Origin of the sequence: Kribbella sp. NPDC051137 (assembly GCF_040682535.1) — a bacterium.
Taxonomy (GTDB): domain Bacteria; phylum Actinomycetota; class Actinomycetes; order Propionibacteriales; family Kribbellaceae; genus Kribbella; species Kribbella karoonensis.
The window spans coordinates 298,557-320,157 of the sequence record NZ_JBFBBI010000007.1; the positions used below are offsets into that span (position 1 = coordinate 298,557).

A 21,601-nucleotide genomic window follows, 5' to 3' on the forward strand; every position below is an offset into this window, starting at 1 on the left:
CGCACGGTGTTGCGGTTGCGGGCCGCGAGGGACTGCTCTACCGTGAATATATGAAGAGTTCTGCAGATGTTCAGCAGGATGCCTGTCGGGTTCGGTTGGTGGATCCGGAGCGGGTGGCGAGTGTTGATGCCAGGATGCCGGGGGAGCAGGACATCGTCGACACGGCGGACGTGTTCGGGTTGCTGGGGGATCCGCGGCGGTTGAAGCTGCTGGTGGCGTTGCTCGACGGGGAGTTGTGCGTCTGCGATCTGGCCGCGATCACCGGGCTCAGCGAGTCCGCGACCTCGCACGCGCTCCGGCTGCTGCGTGCGCACCGTGTGGTCGCCGTACGCCGGGACGGGCGGAACGCCTTCTACCGGCTCGACGACGCGCACGTGCGGATGCTGCTGGATCTCGCCGTCGCGCACACCGAGCACACGGACGCCATCCATCCGGAAAAGAACGGCCATCCGGAGAGGGTCGAAGCGTGAGCGCCGGTCACGGGCACGGTCACGCCGTCAACGCGGCCGCCGACCGCAAACTCCTCAGCGGCGCCCTCGCGCTGATCCTCGGCTTCATGGTCGCCGAGGTGATCGTCGGACTCGCGGCCGGCTCGCTGGCGCTGGTCACCGACGCCGCCCACATGCTCACCGACGCGATCGCGATCGCCCTCGCCCTGCTCGCGATCCGCCTCGCCGCGAAACCTCCGCGCGGCGGTTTCACCTACGGCTTCAAACGCGTCGAGATCCTGTCCGCGCAGGCGAACGGCATCACGCTGCTGCTGCTCGCCGCGTACTTCGTGTACGAGGCGATCAACCGGCTGATCCACCCGCCCGAGGTCCAGGGCGCGCTGGTCCTGATCACCGGCCTGGCCGGCATCGTGGTGAACCTCCTCGCCACCTGGCTGATCAGCAAGGCGAACCGCACCAGCCTGAACGTCGAGGGCGCGTTCCAGCACATCCTCAACGACCTGTTCGCGTTCGTCGCGACCGCGATCGCCGGTCTGGTCGTGCTGCTCACCGGGTTCACCCGCGCGGACGCGATCGCCGCGTTCGTGGTCGCCGTACTGATGCTGAAGGCCGGCATCGGGCTGGTCCGCGACTCCGGCCGGATCTTCCTCGAGGCCGCGCCGGCCGCGATCGACCCGCAGGCGCTCGGCGCCGAGCTGTGCGCGGTGCCGGGTGTCGTCGAGGTCCACGACCTGCACGTCTGGGAGATCACGTCCGGCGAGCCGGCCGCGTCCGCGCACATCCTGGTCGCGGAGGGCCTCGACTGCCACCAGATCCGGATCCGGATCGAGGAGGTGCTTGCCGAGCGCCACCAGCTGACGCACTCCACGCTCCAGGTCGACCACGCGACGGCGGACCGCGCCGAGGAGCACTGCGCCGACGCGCACGGCGCCGTGCACCGGTCGCCTACAACCGCTGCGCCAGCACCTGACCCGGCCAGTCCGGCGCATTGACCCGCGGTACGGCGAACTCGGCGTCCCGCGTGAACCCCTGCCGCTCGTAGTACCGGACGAGCGCCTGATCGTCGCCCGCGAAGCAGTCGACGCGCAGCAGCCGGACACCGTCGGCGCGGGCCAGTTCGCGGGCGTGATCGAGCAGCGTGCCTCCGAGGTTCTGCCCGGCGGAGGCGCGTTCGGTGACGAGCAGCCGCACGTACAGCTCGGGCTCGGCCGCGCGCGGCACGTAGTCCAGCGCGGCGCCGACCGCAAGCGCCCCGACCACCCGGCCGTCGGCCTCGGCGACCCACATCCCGCCGTCGTCCGCGAAGCCGGTGACCTGCTCGATCCGGCGCGGGCTGGTCGAGTGCGGCTCCGTACCCCACTGTCCGGTCCGCCCGCGGGCGACCAGCCACTCCGTCGCCCCGTCGAGAAGACCCAGAACCGCCGGTACGTCGTCCCGCCCGGCCCGGCGGATCGTGAGCTGCACGATGTCCAGAATAGTGTCGAAATCCCGACGGCAGCCTCTACCCAGTGGTGTAGAGAGGAGCTCACGATGAGCAAGCTGGACAAGACGTTCACCGCGCCGCTGCTGAAGAGCGACGCCAAGGGTGGCTGGACCTACGTGCAGATGCCGGGTTCGGCCGAGTACTTCGGGACCCGCGGGCTGGTCAAGGTCCGCGGCACGATGGACGGGCACCCGTTCGAGAGTTCGTTCATGGCGCTCGGTGACGGAACCCACAAGCTTCCGGTGAAGGCCGCGCTGCGGGCGCGGCTCGGCAAGCAGCCGGGGGACCCGGTCACCGTGCATCTGGAAGAACGTCTCGGGTGAAAGTGACTTCCATTTGATCTGAGATCACCGTCACAGCGGGTCATGTTCTGAGTAAGGACTCTGTGAAGAATCGGTGCTGACCCGCTGCTCGGGGTGGGGATCCTTCCGGCCGGACCGTAAGTTCGGACCGGGTGGTCCGACGAAGAGGAGTGAACGAAGTGCTACGGGGCGCAGCCGGCATGCCGTTGGCATGCCCAACATCAACGGGTCCGGAAGTTCCGTGACCGTGCTGAACAAGGTGCTCGGCGTTCTCGGGGCGGTGCTGCTGCTCGGCGGCGCGCTGCTCGGGTTCCGGACGGTCTCCTCCGGTGGGACGAGTTGCGGTTCGGCGTTCCGGCCGGCCGGCGGGATCACTCCGATGTCCTGCGACAACGCGCTGAACAGTGCCAGCACCTTGACGACGATGGTCATCGTCGCGGGTGTGCTGTGCCTGATCGGGGCGATCGCGGTGAAGATGCTCAGCGACCGGGGGCAGCAGAAAGTCACCGCCTGATCCGCACGTTCTGTGGCACAGTGCGGCGGTGACCATCGAACCGTTCCGGCTGGACGTGCCGGAGACCGAGCTGGACGACCTGCGCCTGCGGCTGGACCTGGTGCGGTGGCCGTCGGAGCTGCCCGGCGCCGGCTGGTCGCGCGGCGTACCGCTCGATTACCTGCGGGACCTGCTCGCGTACTGGCGGGACGAGTACGACTGGCGTGCGGCTGAAGCCCGCTTGAACACGTGGCCGCAGTACACGACGGTCATCGACGGCGCGACCGTGCACTTCGCGCACCTCCCGTCGACGTCGCCGGACGCGATCCCTCTGGTGCTGACGCACGGCTGGCCCGGATCGATCGTCGAGTTCACGTACGTCGCCCCGTTGCTGAGCGACTTCCACCTGATCCTGCCGACCATTCCCGGGTTCACGCTGTCCGGCCCGACCCGGGAGGCCGGCTGGGAGTACCAGCGGGTGGCCCGCGCGTGGACCTCGCTGATGACGCGGCTCGGGTACGAGCGATACGGCGTACAGGGCGGCGACTGGGGCGCCGCGATCTCGCGTGAGGTCGGGCGGATCGATCCGGAGCGCGTGCTCGGCGTACACCTGAATCTGATCCCGGGCGCGGGTGCGACGTCCGAGCCTTCCGCCGCGGAGCTTGCCGGGCTGTCCGGCGCCGAGCAGGAGCGGACGTGGGCGTCGTGGCGGCGGCAGCAGGAGTTCGCGGCGGAGCAGCAGGGGTACGCCGACCTGCAGTCGACGCGGCCGCAGACGCTGGCGTACGCGCTGACGGACTCGCCGGCCGGGCAGTTGGCGTGGATCGCGGAGAAGTTCGCGACCTGGTCGGACACCCCGATCGACCGCGACATCCTGCTCACCAACGTGATGCTGTACTGGCTGACCCGGACCGGCGGGTCGTCCGGCGCGATCTACTACGAGCGCGCGCACGCGGCCTACTGGGGTCAGCCGCCCGAGCCGTCGCGGACGCCGACCGCGCTGCTCGACCTGGCGCACGAGAACTTCATCCCGCTGCGGCACAAGGCCGAGCAGACCAACAACATCGTGCGCTGGACATCGCATCCGCACGGCGGGCACTTCGCCGCGCTGGAGCAGCCGGAGGTGCTGGCCGCCGACATCCGCGCGTTCTTCAGGGCTTGAGGATCAGCTTCCCGGTGGTCCGGCGGGCCAGCAGATCCTCGTGCGAACGGCGGGCCTCCTCCAGCGGGTACTCGCCGCCGACGAGCGGGCGGAGTTGCTTGCGGGCGGTGAGATCGAGCATCGCGGTCAGCGGGTGTTCGTACATCCCGGGCAGGTTCATCGCCGGCACGAGCCAGAAGCCGGCCACCGAAAGGTTGCGTTGGGCAAGCGCACTCGGGTCGATCGGCGGCCGCCCGTCACGCCCGGCGTTGCCGTAGTTCACCAGCCGGCCGAAGTCCGCCAGGCAGTCGAGCCCGGCCTGCGTCGCCGCCCCGCCGGTGGGATCCAGGACGATGTCGACACCGCCGCCCGCGGCCGTTCGGACCCGTTCCACATAGCCGTCCAGGTCGTTGTCCACGGCAACATCAGCACCGAGCTCCAGCGCCAGCTCGCGTTTCGCGGGCGTGGACGCCGCCGCGATCACCCGGTCGGCGCCGAAGTGCTTGGCGAGCTGGATCGCGAGCGAGCCGACCCCACCCGCGGCGGCGTTCACCAGCACGGTGTCGCCGCAGTCCATCCGGGCGCTCTTCCGCAGTACGTGCCACGCCGTCAGGCCCTGGATCAGCAACGCGAGCGCCTGCCCGTCGGTGACCTCGTCGGGTACGTCGACGGCGCGGTCCTTCGGCGCGACCGCGTACTCGGCGTACCCGCCGCCGGACGCGAAGATCGGGGCCAGGATCCGGCGGCCGGCCGACGTCCGGCCGACGATCTCCACGCCCGGCACGAACGGCAGCGTCACACCGCCGCGGTACGAGCCGTCGGTGCGGTGCGTGTCGGCGAAGTTCACGCCCGCCGCAGTCACCTCGACGAGCAACTGGTTCCGGCCGGCGACGGGCCGCTCGACCTCCGCCGGGACGAGTACCTCGGGGCCGCCGAACTCGGTGACCTGGATCGCGCGCATAGGGGTTCCGGTCCGATCTGCTGGGCGAACTATCGTTACCACATGAGTTTTACCGGTTTCCCGGCTGCCGCGCTGGATTTCTACGACGATCTCGAAATGGACAACACCAAGAGCTTCTGGACGGCGCACAAGCACGTCTACGAGGAGTCGGTGCGGGCCCCGATGGCGGAGCTGATGGCGGAACTCGAGGAGGAGTTCGGTACCGCGAAGCTCTTCCGTCCGTACCGCGACGTCCGCTTCGCGAAGGACAAGACGCCGTACAAGACCCACCAGGGCGCGTACGTCGCGGTCGCACCCGCCACCGGCTGGTACGTCCAGGTCTCCGCCCCCGGCGTCCGCGTCGGCGCCGGCTTCTACGAGGCCGCCTCCGACCGGCTGGCCCGGGTCCGCACGGCCATCGCCGACGACCGCCGCGGCAAACAGCTCGAGAAGATCCTCGCCACCCTCACCAAGGCCGGCTGGACCGTCGGCGGCGAAAAACTCAAAACCAGCCCCCGCGGCTACGACCCCGACCACCCCCGGATAGACCTCCTCCGCCACAAATCCCTCAACGTAGGCAAGAACTACGGCTTCGACCCCTTCATCCACACCCCCGCCCTCACCACCCAGATCCGCACCGACTGGCAAGCCACCAAACCCCTCATCACCTGGCTCACCGACAACACCTGACCGAAGCGACCGGAGCGGGATCCGGTCACGACTCCGGGGCATCCGGACATACCGGCTCGTTCGTGATGCGTAGGGAGGCGAAGCGGCGGCGCATTGCGGATTCGTACTCGCACGCTGACGCCTGATCGGAGACGCGGTCGGCGATGACGTGGTCGCCGAACCACACGCGGACTCGGCGGTCGGTCGGGAGCGGTAGTCGGGTCGCGGTCATCGGTCGTTCAGGTTTCGGGTGATGTCGCGGATCATCAGGATCGCGACCAACACCGTGCCGACGATGAGTGCCCACATGCTCGGGATCACCGCTGTGCACCTCGTTTCGTGTTCGATATGGCAAGAACGTACGGAGCGTGACGCCTCTTGTACCATTCGAACTTGGGGGACGGAGCAGGCCGAGCATCTCGTGCAAACGGTCGGCAGGGCGACCGATCCGCTCTCGACATGTACTTTGCCGGGCCCGAAACGAGAGGTTGTGGACGATGCCGAGACCAGCCGGCCCGCCGACCGTGCGGCTCCGACGGCTCGCAGCCGAGATGAAGTCACTGCGTGCGGAGGCGAAGCTGACCCGCGAGCAGGTCGAGGAACAGACCGGCGTCAACCAGGGAACCCTCTGGCGCATCGAGAAGGGCCACGCCAAACCGCACAACGGCACTCTGGAGACCCTCTTCGACCTGTACGACGTCCCCAGTTCGCGCCGCGCCGAACTGATCGAGCTGACCAAGGGCGCCCAGCAGCCAGGGTGGCTGGAGCAGTTCAAGGACGCGCTGCTGAAAGAGGTGATCACGGAGGGCTATGCCACGTACATCGGCTTCGAGTCCGAGGCGAAAGCTGTGAACACGTACGAGTCTTTGTTCGTTCCTGGTCTGCTGCAAACCGAGGAATACGCACGCACCGTGATGGTTGATGGATGGCCGATGGAGTCGGACGCCGTCGAGCAGCGAGTTCGGACCCGGGTGGCGCGCCAGTCCGTGCTGACCGAGAGGCCGGCCGGGCGGGATCCGCTGGACTTCTGGGCGGTGATCGATGAGGCGGTTCTTCGCCGGCAGGTCGGTGATCGGGCTGTTATGCGCGCCCAACTCGCGCGACTCCTGGAGCTGAGCGAGAGATCGAACGTCACGCTGCAGGTGGTGCCCTTCGATCGGGGTGCCCATCCGGGAATGAGCGGCGCTTTCAGCTGTTTCAAGTTCGGGGCCGTGGCGCCCGACATCGTCTACACCGAGAGCCTCGCCGGTGCGGTCTTCCTGGAACTCGAAGAGGAGATCGAGCGGTTCGGCATCGCGTTCGATCATCTGCGGGCGATGGCTCTCAGCCCACGTGACTCCGGTGCCTTCATCGCGGGCTTGATCGAGCAGTAGGCGGCAGCGAACTTATCCACAGCCTTGCGTTTCGGCTGTCGTACGGTGCTGTCGGTCGGTCAGAAGGGCCGGAGCAGTCCCGATCCCCGTCGGGCCGGGCGTCTTCGGTGCCGCAGGTACGTATGGTGCTGCATCGCTCAGGATTCGTACGGTCGTGGCATGGCGATCGCAGCGACGAGTTCGGTTCTCCGGCCAGAACCACACTGTGGTGACGCCGAGCGGTCGACGCGGCGCATCTTGTACTGCTACGTGGCCGGGTGCCTCGCACGTACGTTGCGCGACCTGACAGAGGTTCAGCGGATCGCCGGCCAAGCGGCCGTCGATCTGGGCTACCAACTAGGCCCGCTGTTTGTCGAGGAGAACTTCTCCGGGCAGGCGATGTACTCGGCCGTCTGCAACAGGCCGGGAACGAACTGCAGTTCGTAGACGCGGATCATCTGTGCTGCGGCTTCGAGGTCGATGTAGCTGTGGAACCAGTTGGGCAGTACGTCGCCGTACCGGTGCCACCAGCCGGGGTTGTTCGCCTGGCGGGCCAGTTCGAGCAAGCGCTCGCGCTCTTCAGCGTCGTCGAGTCCGTACAGGGTGAGAAGATCGCTGACGTCGCGTTCGCGCAGGCCGACCCGGCCCAGCTCCATCCGGCTGATCTTCGACTCCGAGGACCGGATCTCCCAGCCGGCGTCGGACCGGCTGATACCGGCTGCCACCCGCATCCGCCGCAGGTGACCTCCGAGAACCATCCGCAGCGCGGTCGGCCCGCTTTGCGCGCCCGACACGGTCACACCCACCTCCCAGCGGCCCCAGCAATCTCGTCACAACCTCACCCGCAGGTGCACATCATCGCACGTCGGTGCGCCGAACGGCCGAAGTTCCTACAGAAGAGTCTTCGCTGCGAGGCCCCACGATCGCACTGCGTAAGCATAGCCGCAGGACGTTCGGCGACTTTGTCAGTACATTCGCGATGCGTCAAACGGTCACGAACACCGTTCGACGACGCCCGATCCGGCCCGGATCACGTCTACGGGGACCAAATCTGGTCTCGAATTGGAAAACGTGCGGATGCACGTGCATCGGGCGCTTGCATTCGCTACGTGCTGACGCCATGATTGCTTCATGCACAGAAGGTGAGCTGGATCGTGCGATACGTGACATCGCATGAGCCGGCAGGCCGGTCCTACAGAGCGCCGACGGCCCCCCGTTGGCATGACTGGTTGGGGAACCCGAGTCGATGAACGACGACGACAGTGAACTGGTGACCAGCGCCGCCGGAACGGCTGGTGGCGGCGCGCCCGAGGAACTGACGGAACGGGAGATCCGAGACTTGGTCGCGCGCTGCCCCGAGCAGCAGCGCTGGGCTTTCGAGGGCTGGTTGCGTGGGGTCCGTCAGCTCGACGGTGACCCGATCGTGAGCTTGGCCCCATGACCACTGAGACCTCAGGAGGAGGACGGAAAATGGTACGGATCTGGCTGGGTGATCACCTGATTGCCGAGTATGCCGCCGAGCCGGACCGCGCCTCGCGGTACCAGCGGGTGATGACCCCGAAGTTCACCGGATTGCGAATCACTGTTGACAATTCGGTCACTGGGAAGGCGTCGGAGCTGCCGAACGAGCAGCTCTGGCCGCTCACCGTTCAGTAAGTCCGTACCTGCCCCTCAGGCACGTCAGGGCCGACTCTCGCCGGAGAGTCGGCCCTGACGTTTTCCAGCCCGGCGTACGGCGTCTTGCGGCGTCCCTCAGGGCATCCGGCGCAGGCCGGCGTACTGCCTCTCCGCGGGCACAGGAAAGGGCCCCTTCGTCACTCGCCTGGCGAAGGGGCCCTTGCTTTCGGTGCTGCCGGTATTGCTCAGATCAAGTCGTCGAACTCGCCGTCGTGAACGCCGCCGAGGAACGCTTCCATCTCTGCCTTGGTGAATACCAGAGCCGGGCCATCGGCGAAGCGCGAGTTGCGCACCGCGGTGCCACCGTCCGGCAGTTTCGCTACCTCGACGCAGTTTCCTTGCGGACCGCTGCGCTGACTCTTCTTCCAGCTGAGGCTGCTGTCGGAATCGCCTGGCATGCCGTTGTAGATCTCGCTCATGAGGCTGCACCTCTCGTATGCGACTGCAGATGCACGTGCATTTGGGCTTGCATCTGCATCGTACACACTTTTGGGTCGTGTGTCCGCACCCTTACTTGTTGTGATCGCGATGGCCGTGAAACGAGCGTTCGATCACCGGATTCGGTCGCGATCGGTGACAGTTCAGAGTTTCGGAACGGCCGCGTGCATGAGATTCGCGGAGCTTGGGTACGTTTCTGTTGCAGGCATGACCGTGGTTCAGCGAAGTGCCACGCCGTGACAAGACAGTCGCGAGGTCATACCAATGGTCACGAATACGATGGAGCGGGCTTCGGCCCGGTACGGCGCCCCGACCGATCGGGCCGCCCGCGAGACAGCCACCCGGGAACTGATGGAACGCCGGGCGGCGAGCACCGCCGAGGATGAACGCCAGGAACTCCTCGAGCAGGTCGTGGAACTCAACCTGGAGATGGCCAAAGGCATCGCGCGCCGCTTCCGCGGCCGGGGCGCCGAGGCCGACGACCTGGAGCAGGTCGCGTACCTGGGGCTGGTGAAGGCAGCACACCACTACCGGCTGGACGCGGACACCCCGTTCATCGGGTTCGCGATCCCGACCATCCGGGGTGAGGTCAAGCGGTACTTCCGCGACTGCGCCTGGACGGTCCGGATCCCGCGCCGGCTGCAGGAGATGCAAGGAACGATCGCGAACAAGCTCCCGGAGCTCGAGCAGGAGCTGAATCGCGAGCCGACACCGGCCGAGCTGGCCGAGCACCTCGAGGTCGAGGTCACCGAGGTCGAGCAGGCACTCGCGGCCAAAGGCTGTTTCAACGTGCTCTCGCTCGACAGGCCGGCCGAGGCGGACGCCGAGCTCACGCTGGCGGACGTGGTCGCGGACGACGACGACGCGAGCATCGACCAGCTGGAGACGGTCGAGATGCTGGAACCGGTGCTGGCCGACCTGGGTGAGCGCGATCGCCGGATCCTGCAGCTGCGGTTCGTCGAAGGCTGGACCCAGTCCGAGATCGGCGAGGACATCGGTGTGAGTCAGATGCAGGTGTCGCGGGTGCTGCGCCGGATCCTGGACGACCTGCGGGACAAGCTCGCACCGGAGCAGCACGCCGCCTGAGGACCGCCAGGCCATCACAATCGTCGCCGGCGGGCGTGTCTGAGCGCGACGCGCCTCCGGAGTTGGCGATTGTGATGGCCTGGGTGTCCGCGCCCTCGCGACTCGCTGGTGCCGATCTCACTCCGAATGCCGGGGGAGCGGCACAATGGGAGTGGACGAGGGGATGAGTCGTTGTTGTTGGCTTTGCGGATGTTCCGGACCGTGCCCGCGGACGCGGTCGCGGTTCTTCGTGCGTATCCGCCGATGGTGGTCTGCTTCGCCGCCGCGCTGACGGGCACGGCGCTGGTGTTCGACGTGTTCTATCTCGTCGCCAGCCCCGGGCTCACGCTCGCGCTTGTCTATACAGTCCCGGTGCTCGCAGGTCTGATCGCCGGACTGGTTGCCGCGGCCGACGATGTCGGCCTGGAGCGGCGGGTGCTGCTCCGGACCGTCGCCCTGGCCGTTGCCCTCGGCATCACCAACGCGATCGTGGTCGCGATGGTCGCCGCGATGTCCCGCACCGACCCGTCGAACTGGGCCGCCGGCGGCCAGTCGGTACTGTTCGCCGCCTGCAGCGTGTTCGCGGTCGCTGTCTCGATCGTTGCCGGCCGCAAGCTGATCGATGCGCTCGGCATCGAACTGCGGACCAGGCTCCCGCACCGCCGCTCGCACCGGCAGCCGCGCAGCCCGATCGCCGCTCCCGCGGTGGCGGCGCCGCGGCCCCGGGTCAGCAAGGAGGCGGCAGCTCGCGCCGAGCCACCGCCTCCGCCGCCGCCCGAGCCGGTCGCCGAGGAGGAGACGATCCCTGTCTTCGTCCCGCCGCCCCCGAAGATCGTCGACCTCGACGAGGCCCGCCCGGTCACCTCAACCTCCGGCGCTACCGCGCCCCGCCCGCGCAGGCCCACGCGCCGCCCCAACAAGCCAGGCCGCCGCCCGGGTACCTGACCGGGGCGCCACCCACACCGGCCGGGGAACCTGAGCGGGTCGGCCAGTACGGCTAGCAGGTTTGATCGGCCGGCAGTTGGCCGCTGAGGAGATAGGCGATGACCTTCGTGTCGGCGCAGTCGTTGCCGTACTCGCCGAAGATGCCGTGCTTGCGTGCGTTCCGCACCGTGATCATGCGCGCCGACGGCAGGTCCTTCCGCAGCGCGACGGCGTACGGGTAGATCGCGCGCGGGTCGCCGTCGGCCGCGACGATCAGGGCCCGTTCCGGGTTGCCGATCCGCGTCGGCGGCTCCTGCGGTCGCACCGGCCAGGACGCGCACGGCGAGATCATCCGGGTCAGCGACGCGAAGTGCGGTTCCGTACGCCGATGCGCCTGGATGTCGCGCCAATACACCTGAGGATCCCGCGGCACCGCCCGATCGCCGCAGAGGATCGCGATCTGCGCACTCGCGAGCTGCGACGACGCCGGCGTCAGCACCGAGTCCAAGAACCCGCCCAGCTCCTCCCCAGGCTCCACCGGCCCGTACGTCGCGTCGAACAGCGTCCGCACGAACCCGGCGTACGTCGCGCGCGCCGCGTCCCGGTCGTCCGCCAGCGGACCGAACAGCAGCAACGGCACCACCCCGTCGTCGAGCCGGTACCGCCCGACCTGCAGCCCGCTCCGTCCCGCCACCCGCAGTACCCGATCCACCGATGCCAGCACCTGCGTCGTCGTCACCCCGAGGTGGTACGTCGCGTCCCGCGCGGCCGCCCATCCCGCCCAGGCGCGCAACGCCGCTTCGTTGGCCGGACCAACGGTACGGAGTAGTCGTGGACCGTACGGCACCGGATCGATCGGCCCGTCCAGCACCACCCGGTCCGTCCGCCCCGGGAACAGCTGCAGATAGACCGACCCGAGGTACGTCCCGTACGAGTACCCGAGGTACGAGATCTTCCGCTCGCCCAACGCGACCCGCACCTGGTCGATGTCCCGCGCCGTGTTCCGGGTGTTCACGTACCGCAGGTACTGTCCCGCGTTCGCGCCGCATCGCCGGGCCACGTCCGCGACCTGCGCGGAAGCCCGGTCGAACGACGCCCGATCGGCGCCACCCGCCCACGGCCACGCGGCGTACGGGAGCTTGCAGTCGATCGGCGTACTCCGGCCGACGAACCGCGGGTCGAGTCCGATCAGGTCGTACCGCGTCCCGGCCGCCTTCATCGCGGGCCGTAGCCGCAGCGGCATGCTCAGCCCCGGCCCGCCCGGTCCGCCGTCGTTCAGCACCATCGCACCGATTCGGTCGCCGGAGGCCCGCAGCCGGGACAGCGCCAGCGTGATCTTCGGCCCGTCCGGCCGCCGGTAGTCGAGCGGCTCCTGCAGCTCGCCGCACTCCGCACCGGCCTTGTCGAGCGCGGCCCCTTCGTCGTCCGCGGCGTTGAGCCGGCACTGATGCCATTCGATCCGGCCATCCTCGACGGGGGCCGAAACGGGCAGTCCCAGCAGCGCGAGCACCATCAGCAGTTTCATGTCGTCGACGCTAAAGACCGCGAGAGCCGAGCACAGTGAACCCATGACCCGGCCCATGGTCGCGCATGCGCTACCCGGAGCTGCGACACTGTCGGACGTGTGGGATCTGATCGTGGTGGGGGCGGGGCCGGCGGGCGCGGCGGCCGCATTGGGGGCGTTGGCGGCGGACCCGACTCTGTCGGTGCTGCTACTCGACAGACACGACTTTCCGCGGGACAAGGCGTGCGGTGACGGGATCGCCCCGCACGTACTCGACCTGCTGGCCGGCGTCGGCGTGACCGGAATCCTCGACGACTGGACGCCGGTACGCCGGTTCGTTCTGAACCGCGGCGCCGTCGGCGTCGACCGGGAGCTGTCCCGGCCGACCTGGGTGGTGCCGCGGACCGTCTTCGACCACCGGCTGGTGGAGGCGGCGCAGGCGGCGGGGGCGCAGTTCATCCGGCGGCGCGTGCGCGGTGTCGCGGTCGGGCGTACCAAGGTCACGGTGGACGACCTCGACGCGCGCTTCGTCGTCGGCGCGGACGGCGCACATTCCGTCGTACGGCGGGAACTCGGGGAGAAGGCCGGGCCGGTGGCGCTGGCGATCCGCGGGTACGCGCCGACTCCAGCCGCCCGCGCGGCGACCCAGGTGATCGCGTACGGCCCGGGCCGGCAACCGTCGTACGCCTGGTCCTTCGACCGCGGCGACGGCTGGTCGAACGTCGGGTACGGCGAACTCCTCGCCGGCACCCGCCCGAGCCGCGCCGACCTGCTGCGGAACCTCGAACGTCTGCTGCCCGGCGCGACCGACGGCGGTGAGTCCTGGTGGGGGCACCACCTCCCGCTGGCCGGCTGGACCTGGCGACCGCGCCGCGGACCCGTACTCCTCGCGGGCGACGCGGCCGGGCTGATCAACCCGATGACCGGCGAAGGCATCTACTACGCGGTCGCCACCGGTCTACTCGCCGGTCGCTCGATCGCGGACGCACTCCGGGCGGGTTCGTCGGACGCCGGTACGCCGTACCGCCGCCGCACGTCCCGCCTGCTCTCGAGGCATCTGCGCGACACCGCACTGGTCGCCCAGCTCAGCCGCTCGGACCGCATCCTCGACGCCGGGATCCGCGCGGCGGCCGGCGATCAGCACATCTTCGACGACCTGGTCGAGCTAGGCCTCGCGGACGGCGGCCTCACCCGCCGCCTGCTCCGCACCATCCTGCCCTGAGCACTTCGCGGCGTACTCCAGTGTGTCGACGACTCGCTGCACCGGCCAGTCCAGTGCGGCGGCGAGCTCGGCGGGGTCGAGTGACGGTCGGGCGACAGCGATGACCGCGAGGCAGTCCTGGAATCCGGCGCCGCCCGACATGTCCTCGCTGAGCCGCTCGAAGAAGGCAGCCATGTGGGAGAGCCGCTGTCCTGCGGGCGTGTCCGGTCCGAGCAGCTCGATCCCTTCGGCGGCGGTCTCCGCCCAGTTGTGGTTGGTGCGCGCGCTCACCTCCCATGCCTTGAGCCAGACGTCGTCGGCGATCACGTAATGCTGCAGGCGGCGGACCGGGTCGGGCTCGCGGTGCACCATGCCGACCTGCTCGAGGTATCCGATCGCCTTCGAGATCGACGCGGGGCTGACGCGCAACTCGTGCACCAGTTCGGCCGCGGTCAGCGTGCGCGTGTCGGAGGTGTAGAGCAGCGCGAGCACCCGCGACGCCATCCGCGGCAACCCACCCTCGACCATCATCGAAGCGAACCGCTCCACATAATCCCGCCGAGGATCACCCGCGCCGGCCGCGCCCACCCGGCCCGCGGGCCCACCCGCGCTGCCCGGCCCGCCCGCGCTTCCACCCGCGCCGTCGGGTGTAGCGCGGCGGCGCGCTCGCGCAGCGGTCGCATGGTGCGCGTACTCGGCCCGGTAGCCGCCCGCCCCGCCGTTCCGCGCCACCTCCCGGCTGATCGTCGACGTCGGCCGGTCCAGCCGCCGCGCGATCTCGGCGTACCCGAGCCCGTCCGCGAGCCCGTCCGCGATCTGCCGCCGGTCCTGCTGGCTCAACCTTCCACCGGGCATCGCATTCACCGTCATCTCATTGCAACGAATTGCGTTCCTCGTCATCCTCATTGCACAGAATGCCATATATACAAGAAGAAACCGATCCAACCAGCGCCCAGCAAGATTGCCGATCGAGTAAACGCAACCTACCTTCACGATTATGGTGATGACAGTTGACGGCCTCCGCATGCGGTACGGCGCCACCGACGTCCTGCACGACGTCTCGTTCGAGGCCCGCCCCGGCGAGGTGCTCGCGCTACTCGGCCCGAACGGCGCCGGCAAGAGCACCACGATCGAGATCCTCGAAGGCTTCCGGCTCCGCTCCAGCGGGACCGTCGACGTACTCGGCGCCGATCCGGCCACTGCCGGCGAACGCTGGCGCTCCCGGATCGGCATCGTGTTGCAGTCCTGGCGCGACCACGGCAACTGGCGTGCCCGCGAACTCCTCGAGCACCTAGGCTCGTACTACGCGCCCTATCGCGCGCCCTGGCCGGCCGCCGAACTGCTCGACGCCGTCGGCCTGACCGCGCACGCCGGGCAGAAACTGAAGACGCTCTCCGGCGGCCAGCGCCGGCGCCTCGACGTGGCGATCGGAATCGTTGGACGTCCCGACGTTCTGTTCCTGGACGAGCCGACCGCCGGCTTCGATCCGGAGGCCCGCTCGGAGTTCCACGAGCTCGTCCGCCGGCTCGCCGCCGAGCAGGGCACGACGGTCCTGCTCACCACTCACGACCTGGCCGAGGCGAGCAAACTCGCGCACCGGATCCTGGTGCTCGCCGCCGGCCGGATCATCGCGTCCGGCAGCGTCCCCGAGCTGACCCGGCTGATCGCGGCCGAGGACGAGGTCGGCTGGACGGTCGACGGGCAGCGGTTCCGCAGGTCCACCCCCGACTCGACCGCCTTCGTCCGCGACCTGTTCGCGACGTACGGCGATGCGCTCGGCGAGCTCGAAGTACGCCGGGCATCCCTCGAAGACACCTACCTCGCACTCGTCCGGGAGCAACGGTGAGAGCCGGTTGGCGCCGCGGGCTGATCGAACTGCGGCAGTCCTTCACCAACGGTCCGGAGCTGGTCAGCCACTTCCTCTGGCCCGTCCTGATGCTGGTCGCACTGTTCTTCCTGCGGCATCGCGACTTCGGCGCGACCGGGTTCCGCCTCGGTGCGCTCGCCCTGCCGAGCATCCTCGGGATGAACGCGGCGATGGGCATGGTCAGCATGAGCCAGCTGCTCACCGCGGACCGCGAGGACGGGACGCTGCTCCGCGCCAAGGCCATCCCGAACGGTATGGCAGGTTACGTGCTCGGCAAGGTCGTCTCGGTCGCGGGTGGGCTGGTCGTGGACCTGGCGATCCTGCTGATCCCGGGCCTGTTCCTGGTCGGCGGGTTCGCGGTCGGTGCGGCGCACTGGTTCACGTTCGCCTGGGTGCTTGTGCTCGGTCTGGTCGCGACGCTGCCGATCGGTGCGATCCTCGGTTCGGTGTTCACCACCGCGCGGTCGCAGGGCCTGATCCAGTTGCCGATGCTCGGGCTGATCGCGATCTCCGGCATCTTCTACCCGATCACCGCGCTGCCCGGCTGGCTGGCGTGGATCGGCCAGCTGACGCCGGTGTACTGGCTGGGCCTCGGGATGCGGTCGGCGCTGCTGCCGCCCGAGGCAGTGGTGGTCGAGGTCGGTCACTCGTGGCGTCACCTCGAAACGGTCGCCGTCCTCGGCCTCTGGGCGGTCGCCGGGTTGCTGCTGGCTCCCGTCGTACTGCGGCGGACGGCGCGCCGCGAGTCCGGCTCGAAAGTCGCCGAACGACGGGAGCGCGCACTGCGCCGGGTCGCATGATGGGGTCATGGACGAGATGCAGGCGTGGGCGGTCGCACAACCGGGTCCGATCGACGGTGGTCCGCTCCAGCGGGTGCGCCGTACTGTGCCGGAAGCCGGCGCTGGGGAGGTGCTGATCAAGGTCGAGGCCTGTGGCATCTGCCGGACGGACTTGCACCTGGCCGAGGGCGACCTGCCGCCGAAACACGCAGGTGTCGTCCCAGGCCACCAAGCGGTGGGCACGGTGGTGGCCGTAGGCCCAGGCGGTGGGTCGGGCGGTGGGTCGAGCGGTGGTCAGGATGCGGTCACCGGCGGTGCGACTGTCCCGCGGTTCCGGAGCGGCGAGCGGGTGGGGATCGCCTGGTTGCGGGGGACGTGCGGTGTCTGCGAGTACTGCCGGAGCGGCTCCGAGAACCTCTGCCCACGGTCGACGTACACCGGCTGGGACGCCGACGGCGGATTCGCGGAGTACGCCGTGGTGCCGCAGGAGTACGCCTATGCGCTGCCGGACGACCGGCCCGCCGCGGAGCTCGCGCCGTTCCTGTGTGCCGGCATCATCGGTTACCGCTCCCTGCTCCGGGCGAACCTGCCGCCCGGCGGCCGGCTCGGGATCTACGGGTTCGGGTCCAGCGCGCACCTGACCGCGCAGATCGCCACCGCCCAAGGCGCCGAGCTGTTCGTGATGACCCGCGGTGAGGGCAATCGCACGCTCGCCCGGGAGCTCGGCGCGGCGTTCGTGGGGGAGACCGCGGACCGCCCGCCGGTGCCGCTCGACTCGGCGATCGTGTTCGCGCCGGCGGGTGACGTGGTGCCGTATGCACTCGAGGCGGTCCGGCCGGGTGGGACGGTCGCGGTGGCCGGCATCTATCTGTCCGACGTGCCGACGCTGAACTACGAGCGGCATCTGTTCCACGAGCGCGATCTGCGGAGCGTCACCTCGAACACCCGCCGGGACGGCGAGGAGCTGTTCCGGCTGCTCGCCCGGCTCCCGGTGACGGCGCACACGACGACGGTCCCGTTCGATGCGGTCGGCCGCGCGCTCGCGGACGTCGCCCACGGGCGCGCGAGCGGGTCGCTGGTCGCCGTACTCGACGGCTGAAATCGGCTGAACCGGTCTGCACCACGCTGCGTTAGAACTGGGTGAAGATTCCACCAACGGATCGTGCGGAACTTCAGCAGTGGCTGCTAGCTGCGTTAGATTTGATCAAATCTTACCGAGCTGCCAGGGAGCGAACGTGCGGATGTGGGATCTGACCCACCACTTGTGGTCGGTCCTCGTCGTGTTCGCGGGCAGCCGAGAGGCGGGCCGGTGCTGAGCAAGCTCCTCGGCGCAGTAGGTGCGGTCCTGCTGATCGTCGGGGTGGTGCTCGCCGTTCGCCCGGTGCACGCGGGCGGCGACGCCTGCGGCTCGGTCTTCCAGCCCGACGAGGGCATCACGCCGATGCAGTGCGACGCCCGGCTGAACAGCCGCGGCACCCTCGCCGCCGGGTTCGGCGCCGGCGGCCTCGCGCTCGGCATCACCACCTTCACGCTCACCGCCCTCCGCGACCGCCGCACCCGCGTCACTCCCTGACCCGGACGTCCAGCACTCCTCAAGTGCGGTGACGCGTACCGCCTTGAGCGGGACGCGGTCGCCTGGCACCGGGTTGATGAGTGCTGGACGTCCGGGGCAGGTCAGAGCTCCAGGCTGACCGTTGCGAACGAGTGCGGTGGCAGCGTCACTCGGAGCCCACGCGACTCCGGTTCCACCATGAGCGGGGCCGGGGCGACGGCGTCCGGAGCGGCTGCTGTGTTGTGCGTCTGCGGGGTCGATGCCGTCAGCAACCGTCCGATCGGCTCCACCGGGTCCGCGCCGCGCAGGTCGAGGACGACGTCCAGCGAGGACTCCGGATCGAGGTTGCTCAGCGACACCAGCGCCCGGCCGTCCTTCACCGACGCGGACGCCGACACCAGCTCCATCGCCGTACCGTCGAGATCGTGGGTGCGACCCTCGACCACGTGCACCGGCAGCACGGCCGCGTCGTGGTGGCCCTTGTTCATCTCGAAGACGTGGTACGTCGGGGTCCGGACCAGCGCGCCGTTCTCGTCGGTGAGCAGCATCGCCTGCAGCACGTTCACGGTCTGCGCGATGTTCGCCATCACGAGCCGCTCCGAGTGCCGGTGGAAGACGTCGAAGTGCAGGCTCGCCACCAGCGCGTCGCGCATCGCGTTCTGCTGGTACAGGAACCCGGGGTTCGTGCCGGGCTCGACGTCCCACCAGGTGCCCCACTCGTCCAGCACCAGGCCGATCTTGCGCTCCGGGTCGTACGCGTCCATCAACGCCGAGTGCGCCTTGATGACCCGCTCGATGCCCTGCGCCTTCTGGATCGTCCGGTAGTAGTCGTCCAGGCCGAAGTCGGTAGCGCTGCCCTTGTGCTCCCAGCTTCCGGCGACCGTGTAGTAGTGGAACGAGATCGCCTGGAAGATGTTCTTCGGATCGCGCCCGCAGCCCAGGCAGCTGACCGCCTTCAGCAGCGCCTCGGTCCACGCGAGGTCGTCGTCGGCCGCACCGGCCGCGATCCGGTACAGCTTGTTGTCGCCGTGGTCCTTCAGGAAGGTCGCGTACCGCCGGGCCAGGTCGGCATACGCCTCGGCGCGCAGGTTCCCGCCGCAGCCCCAGGCCTCGTTGCCGATGCCCCAGAACGGCACCTTCCACGGCTCGTCCCGCCCGTTCGCCTTGCGCTGCCGCACCATCGGGCTGTCGCCCTCGCGGGTCAGGTACTCGACCCACTCGCTCATCTCGCGGACGGTGCCGCTGCCGACGTTCCCGTTCACGTACGGCGCGGCGCCGAGCAGCTCGCACAGCGCCATGAACTCGTGGGTGCCGAAGTGGTTGTTCTCCTCGACGTTGCCCCAGTGCGTGTTCACCATCGAGGGCCGGTCCGCCTTCGGCCCGATGCCGTCCTTCCAGTGGTACTCGTCCGCGAAGCACCCGCCCGGCCAGCGGAGGTTCGGGATCTGCAGCGCCCGCAGCGCCTCGACCACGTCGAGCCGGATCCCACCGGCGTTCGGGATGTCCGAGTCCTCGCCGACGTAGAACCCGCCGTAGATGCACCGCCCGAGGTGCTCCGCGAAATGGCCGTACAGGTGCCGGCTGATGGTCGCGCCGGGTACGTCGAGGTCGATGACGACGCGTGCTTCAGGCATTGAGCCCTCCGTTGTCCTTAGAGTGTGCGGCATGGGGAAGCCGTCGAGCGTGGTGACGATGGCCGACGTTGCGCGGTTCGCCGGGGTCTCGACGATGACGGTGTCGAACGTGATCAACGGCCGGCCGCGGGTCGGTCCGGAGACCCGTGAGCGGGTGCTGGCCGCGATCGGCGAGCTCGGGTACCAGGTCAACCTGGCCGCCCGGCACCTGCGCGCCGGGCGCACCGGCGTGGTCGGTCTCGCCGTACCCGAGCTGGAACGCCCGTACTTCGCGCAGCTCGCCGGCCGGCTGGCGGACCGCTTCGAGGCGCACGACCTGCGGATCGTGACCGAGCGGACCGGCGCCAGCCGGGAGGGCGAGATGGCGGCGGTCGCGTTCTCCCGGCTGCGGATGTACGACGGGTTGATCCTGAGCGTGGTTGACATCGACCCGGCCGAGCTCGGCCAGTTGCGCACCGACGCCCCGGTGGTGATGATCGGCGAACGCGCGCTGCCGTCCCGCTTCGACCACGTGATGATGGACAACGTCGACGGTGCCCGCCAGGCCGTCGCGCACCTGCTCGCGCACGGCGCCCGCCGGATCGCGATGATCGGCGGCGACCCGGGCGGTACCGCGACGATGCCGGCGTTGCGCGCCGAGGGCTACGCGATCGCGCACGCCGAGGCCGGCGTACCGGTCGATCCGGAGCTGAACACCCGCTGCTCGTTCGGCCTGCGGGACGGGTACGACGCGATCCGGGGCCTGCGTGATCGCGGGATCGGGTTCGACGCCGTGTTCGGGCTGACCGACGTGGTCGCGATGGGGGCGTTGCGGGCACTCGCCGACGCCGGGCTGCGGGTGCCGGACGACGTCCAGGTGATCGGCTTCGACGACATCGAGGAGTCGGCGTACCTGGTCCCGTCGCTGTCCACGGTCAACCCGGGGCACGAGGCGATGGCGGACGCGATCACGTCGCTGTTGACCGCCCAGCTCGCCGGTGCCGCAGGCGCCGAGCCGCAGGAAGTGGTCGTACCGGCGCGGCTCGTCCTCCGCGGCACCACGAGATGAGTTCGGCACGGAGTAGGTATATCGATAAACAAGCGGATCGGGCAAGGCCTGAGGCCCTGCCCGAGGTCGTCATGCAGCCAGCAGCCCGGCGATCTCCGCGAGCTGCTCGCCCCGCAACGGCCCGTGGGTCATCGCGGCGGCGTTCTCCTCCGCCTGCGCGACCGTCCGGAAGCCGGGGATCGGGATCGTCCGCGGGCTGCGCGCCCACAGCCACGCCAGCGCGCCCTGCGCCAGCGTCCGTCCGTCGCTCTCCAGCACGTCGCGGATCGCCGACACCTTCTCCCACCACTCCGGCGCCGGTACGCCGCCTTCGCCGAAGTACCGCAGCCAGGACGGCGGGAGGGTGCGGATGTCGGCGCCGGTCGCCGGCCGGCTCGCGTCCCGGCGGCCGAGCAGGCCCATGCCGAGCGGGGTCCGGTTGATACTGGCGAGGTTCTCGCGTTCGCAGAGCGCGAAGAACTCCGGCGCGTCGTGCAGCACGCTCGCCTCGTGCTGGACCGCCGCGCAGTGCTTGCCCTGGGCAAACAGCTCGGCGCTGTGCGGGGTGTCGGTGCTCCACCCGTACGCGCGGATCAGGCCCTCCCGCACGAGCTCCTCGCAGGCCTGCCGGAGCGGCAGCGCGATCTCGTCCGTGGTGTCGAAGTGCAACTGATAGAGGTCGAGGTAGTCGGTGCCCAGACGGTCGAGCGAGGCCCGGACGGCTTTGAATACGTATTCAGGCGTGCTGTCCTGGTGGTGCATGATCCGCGTCGACTCGTCGAACGTGTTGCCCCACTTGGTCGCGATCACCACCTGGTCGCGGATCCCGGCCAGCGCCTTGCCCAGCACCCGCTCGCTGTGCCCGGCGCCGTACACGTCCGCGGTGTCGAAGAACGTGACGCCGAGCTCGACCGCCCGGCGGATCGCCCGAACCGACTCCGCGTCGTCGACCTGGCCCCAGCCCAGCGGCTCGCCGGCCGGGTTCGCGAACGGTCCGCCGATCGCCCAGCAGCCGAATCCGAGCGGGCTGACCTCGATTCCTGAACGTCCCAACGTGCGCATCTCCATGCCGTCAAGCCAACAGGTATCGCGATAGCTCCGTCC

Annotated in this window: 24 protein-coding genes and 1 pseudogene; 17 read left to right on the forward strand and 8 right to left on the reverse strand. The window is 69.4% G+C overall.

Annotation, left to right across the window (positions count from 1 at the left end; all coding sequences use genetic code 11):
* Positions 1-50: 50 nt before the first annotated feature.
* On the forward strand, positions 51-470 hold the full coding sequence (locus tag AB0M51_RS36770; protein WP_344191062.1) for a metalloregulator ArsR/SmtB family transcription factor: 420 nt from the start codon (positions 51-53) through the stop codon (positions 468-470).
* Positions 467-1,441: a cation diffusion facilitator family transporter gene (locus AB0M51_RS36775; protein WP_363752827.1), complete on the forward strand. Its 975-nt coding sequence runs from the start codon at positions 467-469 to the stop codon at positions 1,439-1,441. The genes AB0M51_RS36770 and AB0M51_RS36775 overlap by 4 nt, the downstream gene beginning before the upstream one ends.
* Here the strand turns inward: AB0M51_RS36775 and AB0M51_RS36780 are convergent.
* Positions 1,395-1,913 carry a GNAT family N-acetyltransferase gene (locus AB0M51_RS36780; protein ID WP_363752830.1) on the reverse strand — a complete coding sequence of 173 codons (519 nt, stop codon included), beginning with the start codon at positions 1,911-1,913 and terminating at the stop codon, positions 1,395-1,397. The genes AB0M51_RS36775 and AB0M51_RS36780 overlap by 47 nt on opposite strands.
* A 66-nt stretch (positions 1,914-1,979) precedes the next feature.
* Between AB0M51_RS36780 and AB0M51_RS36785 the strand changes: the two genes are divergently transcribed.
* From AB0M51_RS36785 to AB0M51_RS36795, 3 genes are all read left to right on the forward strand, one after another.
* Entirely contained in the window at positions 1,980-2,255 is a 276-nt protein-coding gene (locus tag AB0M51_RS36785; protein ID WP_344191056.1) for a DUF1905 domain-containing protein, read from the forward strand.
* A 190-nt stretch (positions 2,256-2,445) separates the two neighbouring features.
* Positions 2,446-2,748 (forward strand): hypothetical protein, encoded by a 303-nt coding sequence (locus tag AB0M51_RS36790; RefSeq protein ID WP_363752834.1) that lies wholly within the window; start codon positions 2,446-2,448, stop codon positions 2,746-2,748.
* A gap of 28 nt (positions 2,749-2,776) precedes the next feature.
* Positions 2,777-3,889 carry an epoxide hydrolase family protein gene (locus AB0M51_RS36795; RefSeq protein WP_363752837.1) on the forward strand — a complete coding sequence of 371 codons (1,113 nt, stop codon included), beginning with the start codon at positions 2,777-2,779 and terminating at the stop codon, positions 3,887-3,889.
* On the opposite strand, the gene AB0M51_RS36800 is transcribed toward AB0M51_RS36795, so the two are convergent.
* Entirely contained in the window at positions 3,879-4,829 is a 951-nt protein-coding gene (locus AB0M51_RS36800) for a zinc-binding dehydrogenase (protein WP_363752840.1), read from the reverse strand. The two genes, AB0M51_RS36795 and AB0M51_RS36800, sit on opposite strands and share 11 nt — an antisense overlap.
* A 42-nt stretch (positions 4,830-4,871) precedes the next feature.
* Here AB0M51_RS36800 and AB0M51_RS36805 point away from each other — a divergent pair, with 42 nt between their 5' ends.
* The gene (locus tag AB0M51_RS36805) at positions 4,872-5,498 is read left to right on the forward strand and encodes a DUF2461 domain-containing protein (RefSeq protein ID WP_344191048.1); all 627 of its coding nucleotides are present in this window, start codon (positions 4,872-4,874) and stop codon (positions 5,496-5,498) included.
* A 476-nt stretch (positions 5,499-5,974) separates the two neighbouring features.
* On the forward strand, positions 5,975-6,850 hold the full coding sequence (locus AB0M51_RS36810) for a helix-turn-helix transcriptional regulator (RefSeq protein WP_363752843.1): 876 nt from the start codon (positions 5,975-5,977) through the stop codon (positions 6,848-6,850).
* Positions 6,851-7,230: 380 nt separating this feature from the next.
* On the opposite strand, the pseudogene AB0M51_RS36815 reads toward AB0M51_RS36810, so the two are convergent.
* A pseudogene (locus AB0M51_RS36815) lies at positions 7,231-7,587 on the reverse strand (Scr1 family TA system antitoxin-like transcriptional regulator); the annotation flags it as partial.
* 488 nt (positions 7,588-8,075) lie between these two features.
* Between AB0M51_RS36815 and AB0M51_RS36820 the strand changes: the two are divergent.
* Both AB0M51_RS36820 and AB0M51_RS36825 read left to right on the forward strand, forming a co-directional pair.
* Positions 8,076-8,270: a hypothetical protein gene (locus AB0M51_RS36820; RefSeq protein ID WP_344191040.1), complete on the forward strand. Its 195-nt coding sequence runs from the start codon at positions 8,076-8,078 to the stop codon at positions 8,268-8,270.
* On the forward strand, positions 8,267-8,485 hold the full coding sequence (locus AB0M51_RS36825) for a hypothetical protein (protein ID WP_344191038.1): 219 nt from the start codon (positions 8,267-8,269) through the stop codon (positions 8,483-8,485). The genes AB0M51_RS36820 and AB0M51_RS36825 overlap by 4 nt, the downstream gene beginning before the upstream one ends.
* Positions 8,486-8,691: 206 nt before the next feature.
* Here the strand turns inward: AB0M51_RS36825 and AB0M51_RS36830 are convergent, their stop codons facing one another.
* Positions 8,692-8,925 (reverse strand): DUF397 domain-containing protein, encoded by a 234-nt coding sequence (locus AB0M51_RS36830; protein ID WP_363752846.1) that lies wholly within the window; start codon positions 8,923-8,925, stop codon positions 8,692-8,694.
* Positions 8,926-9,208: 283 nt separating this feature from the next.
* Here AB0M51_RS36830 and AB0M51_RS36835 point away from each other — a divergent pair, with 283 nt between their 5' ends.
* Both AB0M51_RS36835 and AB0M51_RS36840 read left to right on the forward strand, forming a co-directional pair.
* The gene (locus tag AB0M51_RS36835) at positions 9,209-10,030 is read left to right on the forward strand and encodes a SigB/SigF/SigG family RNA polymerase sigma factor (RefSeq protein ID WP_344191034.1); all 822 of its coding nucleotides are present in this window, start codon (positions 9,209-9,211) and stop codon (positions 10,028-10,030) included.
* 189 nt (positions 10,031-10,219) lie between these two features.
* Positions 10,220-10,954 (forward strand): hypothetical protein, encoded by a 735-nt coding sequence (locus tag AB0M51_RS36840; RefSeq protein ID WP_344191032.1) that lies wholly within the window; start codon positions 10,220-10,222, stop codon positions 10,952-10,954.
* 52 nt (positions 10,955-11,006) lie between these two features.
* On the opposite strand, the gene AB0M51_RS36845 is transcribed toward AB0M51_RS36840, so the two are convergent.
* Positions 11,007-12,458 (reverse strand): alpha/beta fold hydrolase, encoded by a 1,452-nt coding sequence (locus AB0M51_RS36845; RefSeq protein WP_344191030.1) that lies wholly within the window; start codon positions 12,456-12,458, stop codon positions 11,007-11,009.
* 43 nt (positions 12,459-12,501) lie between these two features.
* Between AB0M51_RS36845 and AB0M51_RS36850 the strand changes: the two genes are divergently transcribed.
* Entirely contained in the window at positions 12,502-13,659 is a 1,158-nt protein-coding gene (locus tag AB0M51_RS36850) for a geranylgeranyl reductase family protein (RefSeq protein ID WP_344191028.1), read from the forward strand.
* On the opposite strand, the gene AB0M51_RS36855 is transcribed toward AB0M51_RS36850, so the two are convergent.
* Entirely contained in the window at positions 13,603-14,493 is an 891-nt protein-coding gene (locus AB0M51_RS36855; protein WP_344191026.1) for a helix-turn-helix domain-containing protein, read from the reverse strand. The two genes, AB0M51_RS36850 and AB0M51_RS36855, sit on opposite strands and share 57 nt — an antisense overlap.
* Before the next feature lie 148 nt (positions 14,494-14,641).
* Here AB0M51_RS36855 and AB0M51_RS36860 point away from each other — a divergent pair, with 148 nt between their 5' ends.
* The 4 genes from AB0M51_RS36860 to AB0M51_RS36875 all read left to right on the forward strand — a co-directional run bounded on the left by AB0M51_RS36860 (position 14,642) and on the right by AB0M51_RS36875 (position 17,857).
* On the forward strand, positions 14,642-15,484 hold the full coding sequence (locus AB0M51_RS36860; RefSeq protein WP_344191025.1) for an ABC transporter ATP-binding protein: 843 nt from the start codon (positions 14,642-14,644) through the stop codon (positions 15,482-15,484).
* The gene (locus AB0M51_RS36865) at positions 15,481-16,305 is read left to right on the forward strand and encodes an ABC transporter permease (RefSeq protein WP_344191023.1); all 825 of its coding nucleotides are present in this window, start codon (positions 15,481-15,483) and stop codon (positions 16,303-16,305) included. The genes AB0M51_RS36860 and AB0M51_RS36865 overlap by 4 nt, the downstream gene beginning before the upstream one ends.
* A gap of 7 nt (positions 16,306-16,312) precedes the next feature.
* On the forward strand, positions 16,313-17,383 hold the full coding sequence (locus tag AB0M51_RS36870; protein WP_344191021.1) for a zinc-dependent alcohol dehydrogenase family protein: 1,071 nt from the start codon (positions 16,313-16,315) through the stop codon (positions 17,381-17,383).
* Between the two features lie 210 nt (positions 17,384-17,593).
* Positions 17,594-17,857: a hypothetical protein gene (locus tag AB0M51_RS36875; RefSeq protein ID WP_344191019.1), complete on the forward strand. Its 264-nt coding sequence runs from the start codon at positions 17,594-17,596 to the stop codon at positions 17,855-17,857.
* 101 nt (positions 17,858-17,958) lie between these two features.
* Here the strand turns inward: AB0M51_RS36875 and AB0M51_RS36880 are convergent, their stop codons facing one another.
* Entirely contained in the window at positions 17,959-19,470 is a 1,512-nt protein-coding gene (locus AB0M51_RS36880) for an alpha-L-arabinofuranosidase C-terminal domain-containing protein (RefSeq protein WP_344191017.1), read from the reverse strand.
* 31 nt (positions 19,471-19,501) lie between these two features.
* Between AB0M51_RS36880 and AB0M51_RS36885 the strand changes: the two genes are divergently transcribed.
* Positions 19,502-20,518: a LacI family DNA-binding transcriptional regulator gene (locus AB0M51_RS36885; RefSeq protein ID WP_344191014.1), complete on the forward strand. Its 1,017-nt coding sequence runs from the start codon at positions 19,502-19,504 to the stop codon at positions 20,516-20,518.
* 69 nt (positions 20,519-20,587) lie between these two features.
* Here AB0M51_RS36885 and AB0M51_RS36890 read toward each other — a convergent pair whose 3' ends face one another.
* Entirely contained in the window at positions 20,588-21,565 is a 978-nt protein-coding gene (locus AB0M51_RS36890; protein WP_363752855.1) for an aldo/keto reductase, read from the reverse strand.
* Between the last annotated feature and the right edge of the window lie 36 nt (positions 21,566-21,601).

Coding starts and splice junctions, on each gene's coding strand:
- AB0M51_RS36790 (WP_363752834.1), top strand. CDS start 2,446: ATGCCCAACATCAACGGGTCCGGAAGTTCCGTGACCGTGCTGAACAAG.
- AB0M51_RS36820 (WP_344191040.1), top strand. CDS start 8,076: ATGAACGACGACGACAGTGAACTGGTGACCAGCGCCGCCGGAACGGCT.
- AB0M51_RS36805 (WP_344191048.1), top strand. CDS start 4,872: ATGAGTTTTACCGGTTTCCCGGCTGCCGCGCTGGATTTCTACGACGAT.
- AB0M51_RS36845 (WP_344191030.1), bottom strand. CDS start 12,458: ATGAAACTGCTGATGGTGCTCGCGCTGCTGGGACTGCCCGTTTCGGCC.
- AB0M51_RS36770 (WP_344191062.1), top strand. CDS start 51: ATGAAGAGTTCTGCAGATGTTCAGCAGGATGCCTGTCGGGTTCGGTTG.
- AB0M51_RS36855 (WP_344191026.1), bottom strand. CDS start 14,493: ATGCCCGGTGGAAGGTTGAGCCAGCAGGACCGGCGGCAGATCGCGGAC.
- AB0M51_RS36785 (WP_344191056.1), top strand. CDS start 1,980: ATGAGCAAGCTGGACAAGACGTTCACCGCGCCGCTGCTGAAGAGCGAC.
- AB0M51_RS36870 (WP_344191021.1), top strand. CDS start 16,313: ATGGACGAGATGCAGGCGTGGGCGGTCGCACAACCGGGTCCGATCGAC.
- AB0M51_RS36830 (WP_363752846.1), bottom strand. CDS start 8,925: ATGAGCGAGATCTACAACGGCATGCCAGGCGATTCCGACAGCAGCCTC.
- AB0M51_RS36800 (WP_363752840.1), bottom strand. CDS start 4,829: ATGCGCGCGATCCAGGTCACCGAGTTCGGCGGCCCCGAGGTACTCGTC.
- AB0M51_RS36880 (WP_344191017.1), bottom strand. CDS start 19,470: ATGCCTGAAGCACGCGTCGTCATCGACCTCGACGTACCCGGCGCGACC.
- AB0M51_RS36810 (WP_363752843.1), top strand. CDS start 5,975: ATGCCGAGACCAGCCGGCCCGCCGACCGTGCGGCTCCGACGGCTCGCA.
- AB0M51_RS36850 (WP_344191028.1), top strand. CDS start 12,502: ATGACCCGGCCCATGGTCGCGCATGCGCTACCCGGAGCTGCGACACTG.
- AB0M51_RS36835 (WP_344191034.1), top strand. CDS start 9,209: ATGGTCACGAATACGATGGAGCGGGCTTCGGCCCGGTACGGCGCCCCG.
- AB0M51_RS36825 (WP_344191038.1), top strand. CDS start 8,267: ATGACCACTGAGACCTCAGGAGGAGGACGGAAAATGGTACGGATCTGG.
- AB0M51_RS36890 (WP_363752855.1), bottom strand. CDS start 21,565: ATGGAGATGCGCACGTTGGGACGTTCAGGAATCGAGGTCAGCCCGCTC.
- AB0M51_RS36860 (WP_344191025.1), top strand. CDS start 14,642: ATGACAGTTGACGGCCTCCGCATGCGGTACGGCGCCACCGACGTCCTG.
- AB0M51_RS36840 (WP_344191032.1), top strand. CDS start 10,220: ATGTTCCGGACCGTGCCCGCGGACGCGGTCGCGGTTCTTCGTGCGTAT.
- AB0M51_RS36885 (WP_344191014.1), top strand. CDS start 19,502: ATGGGGAAGCCGTCGAGCGTGGTGACGATGGCCGACGTTGCGCGGTTC.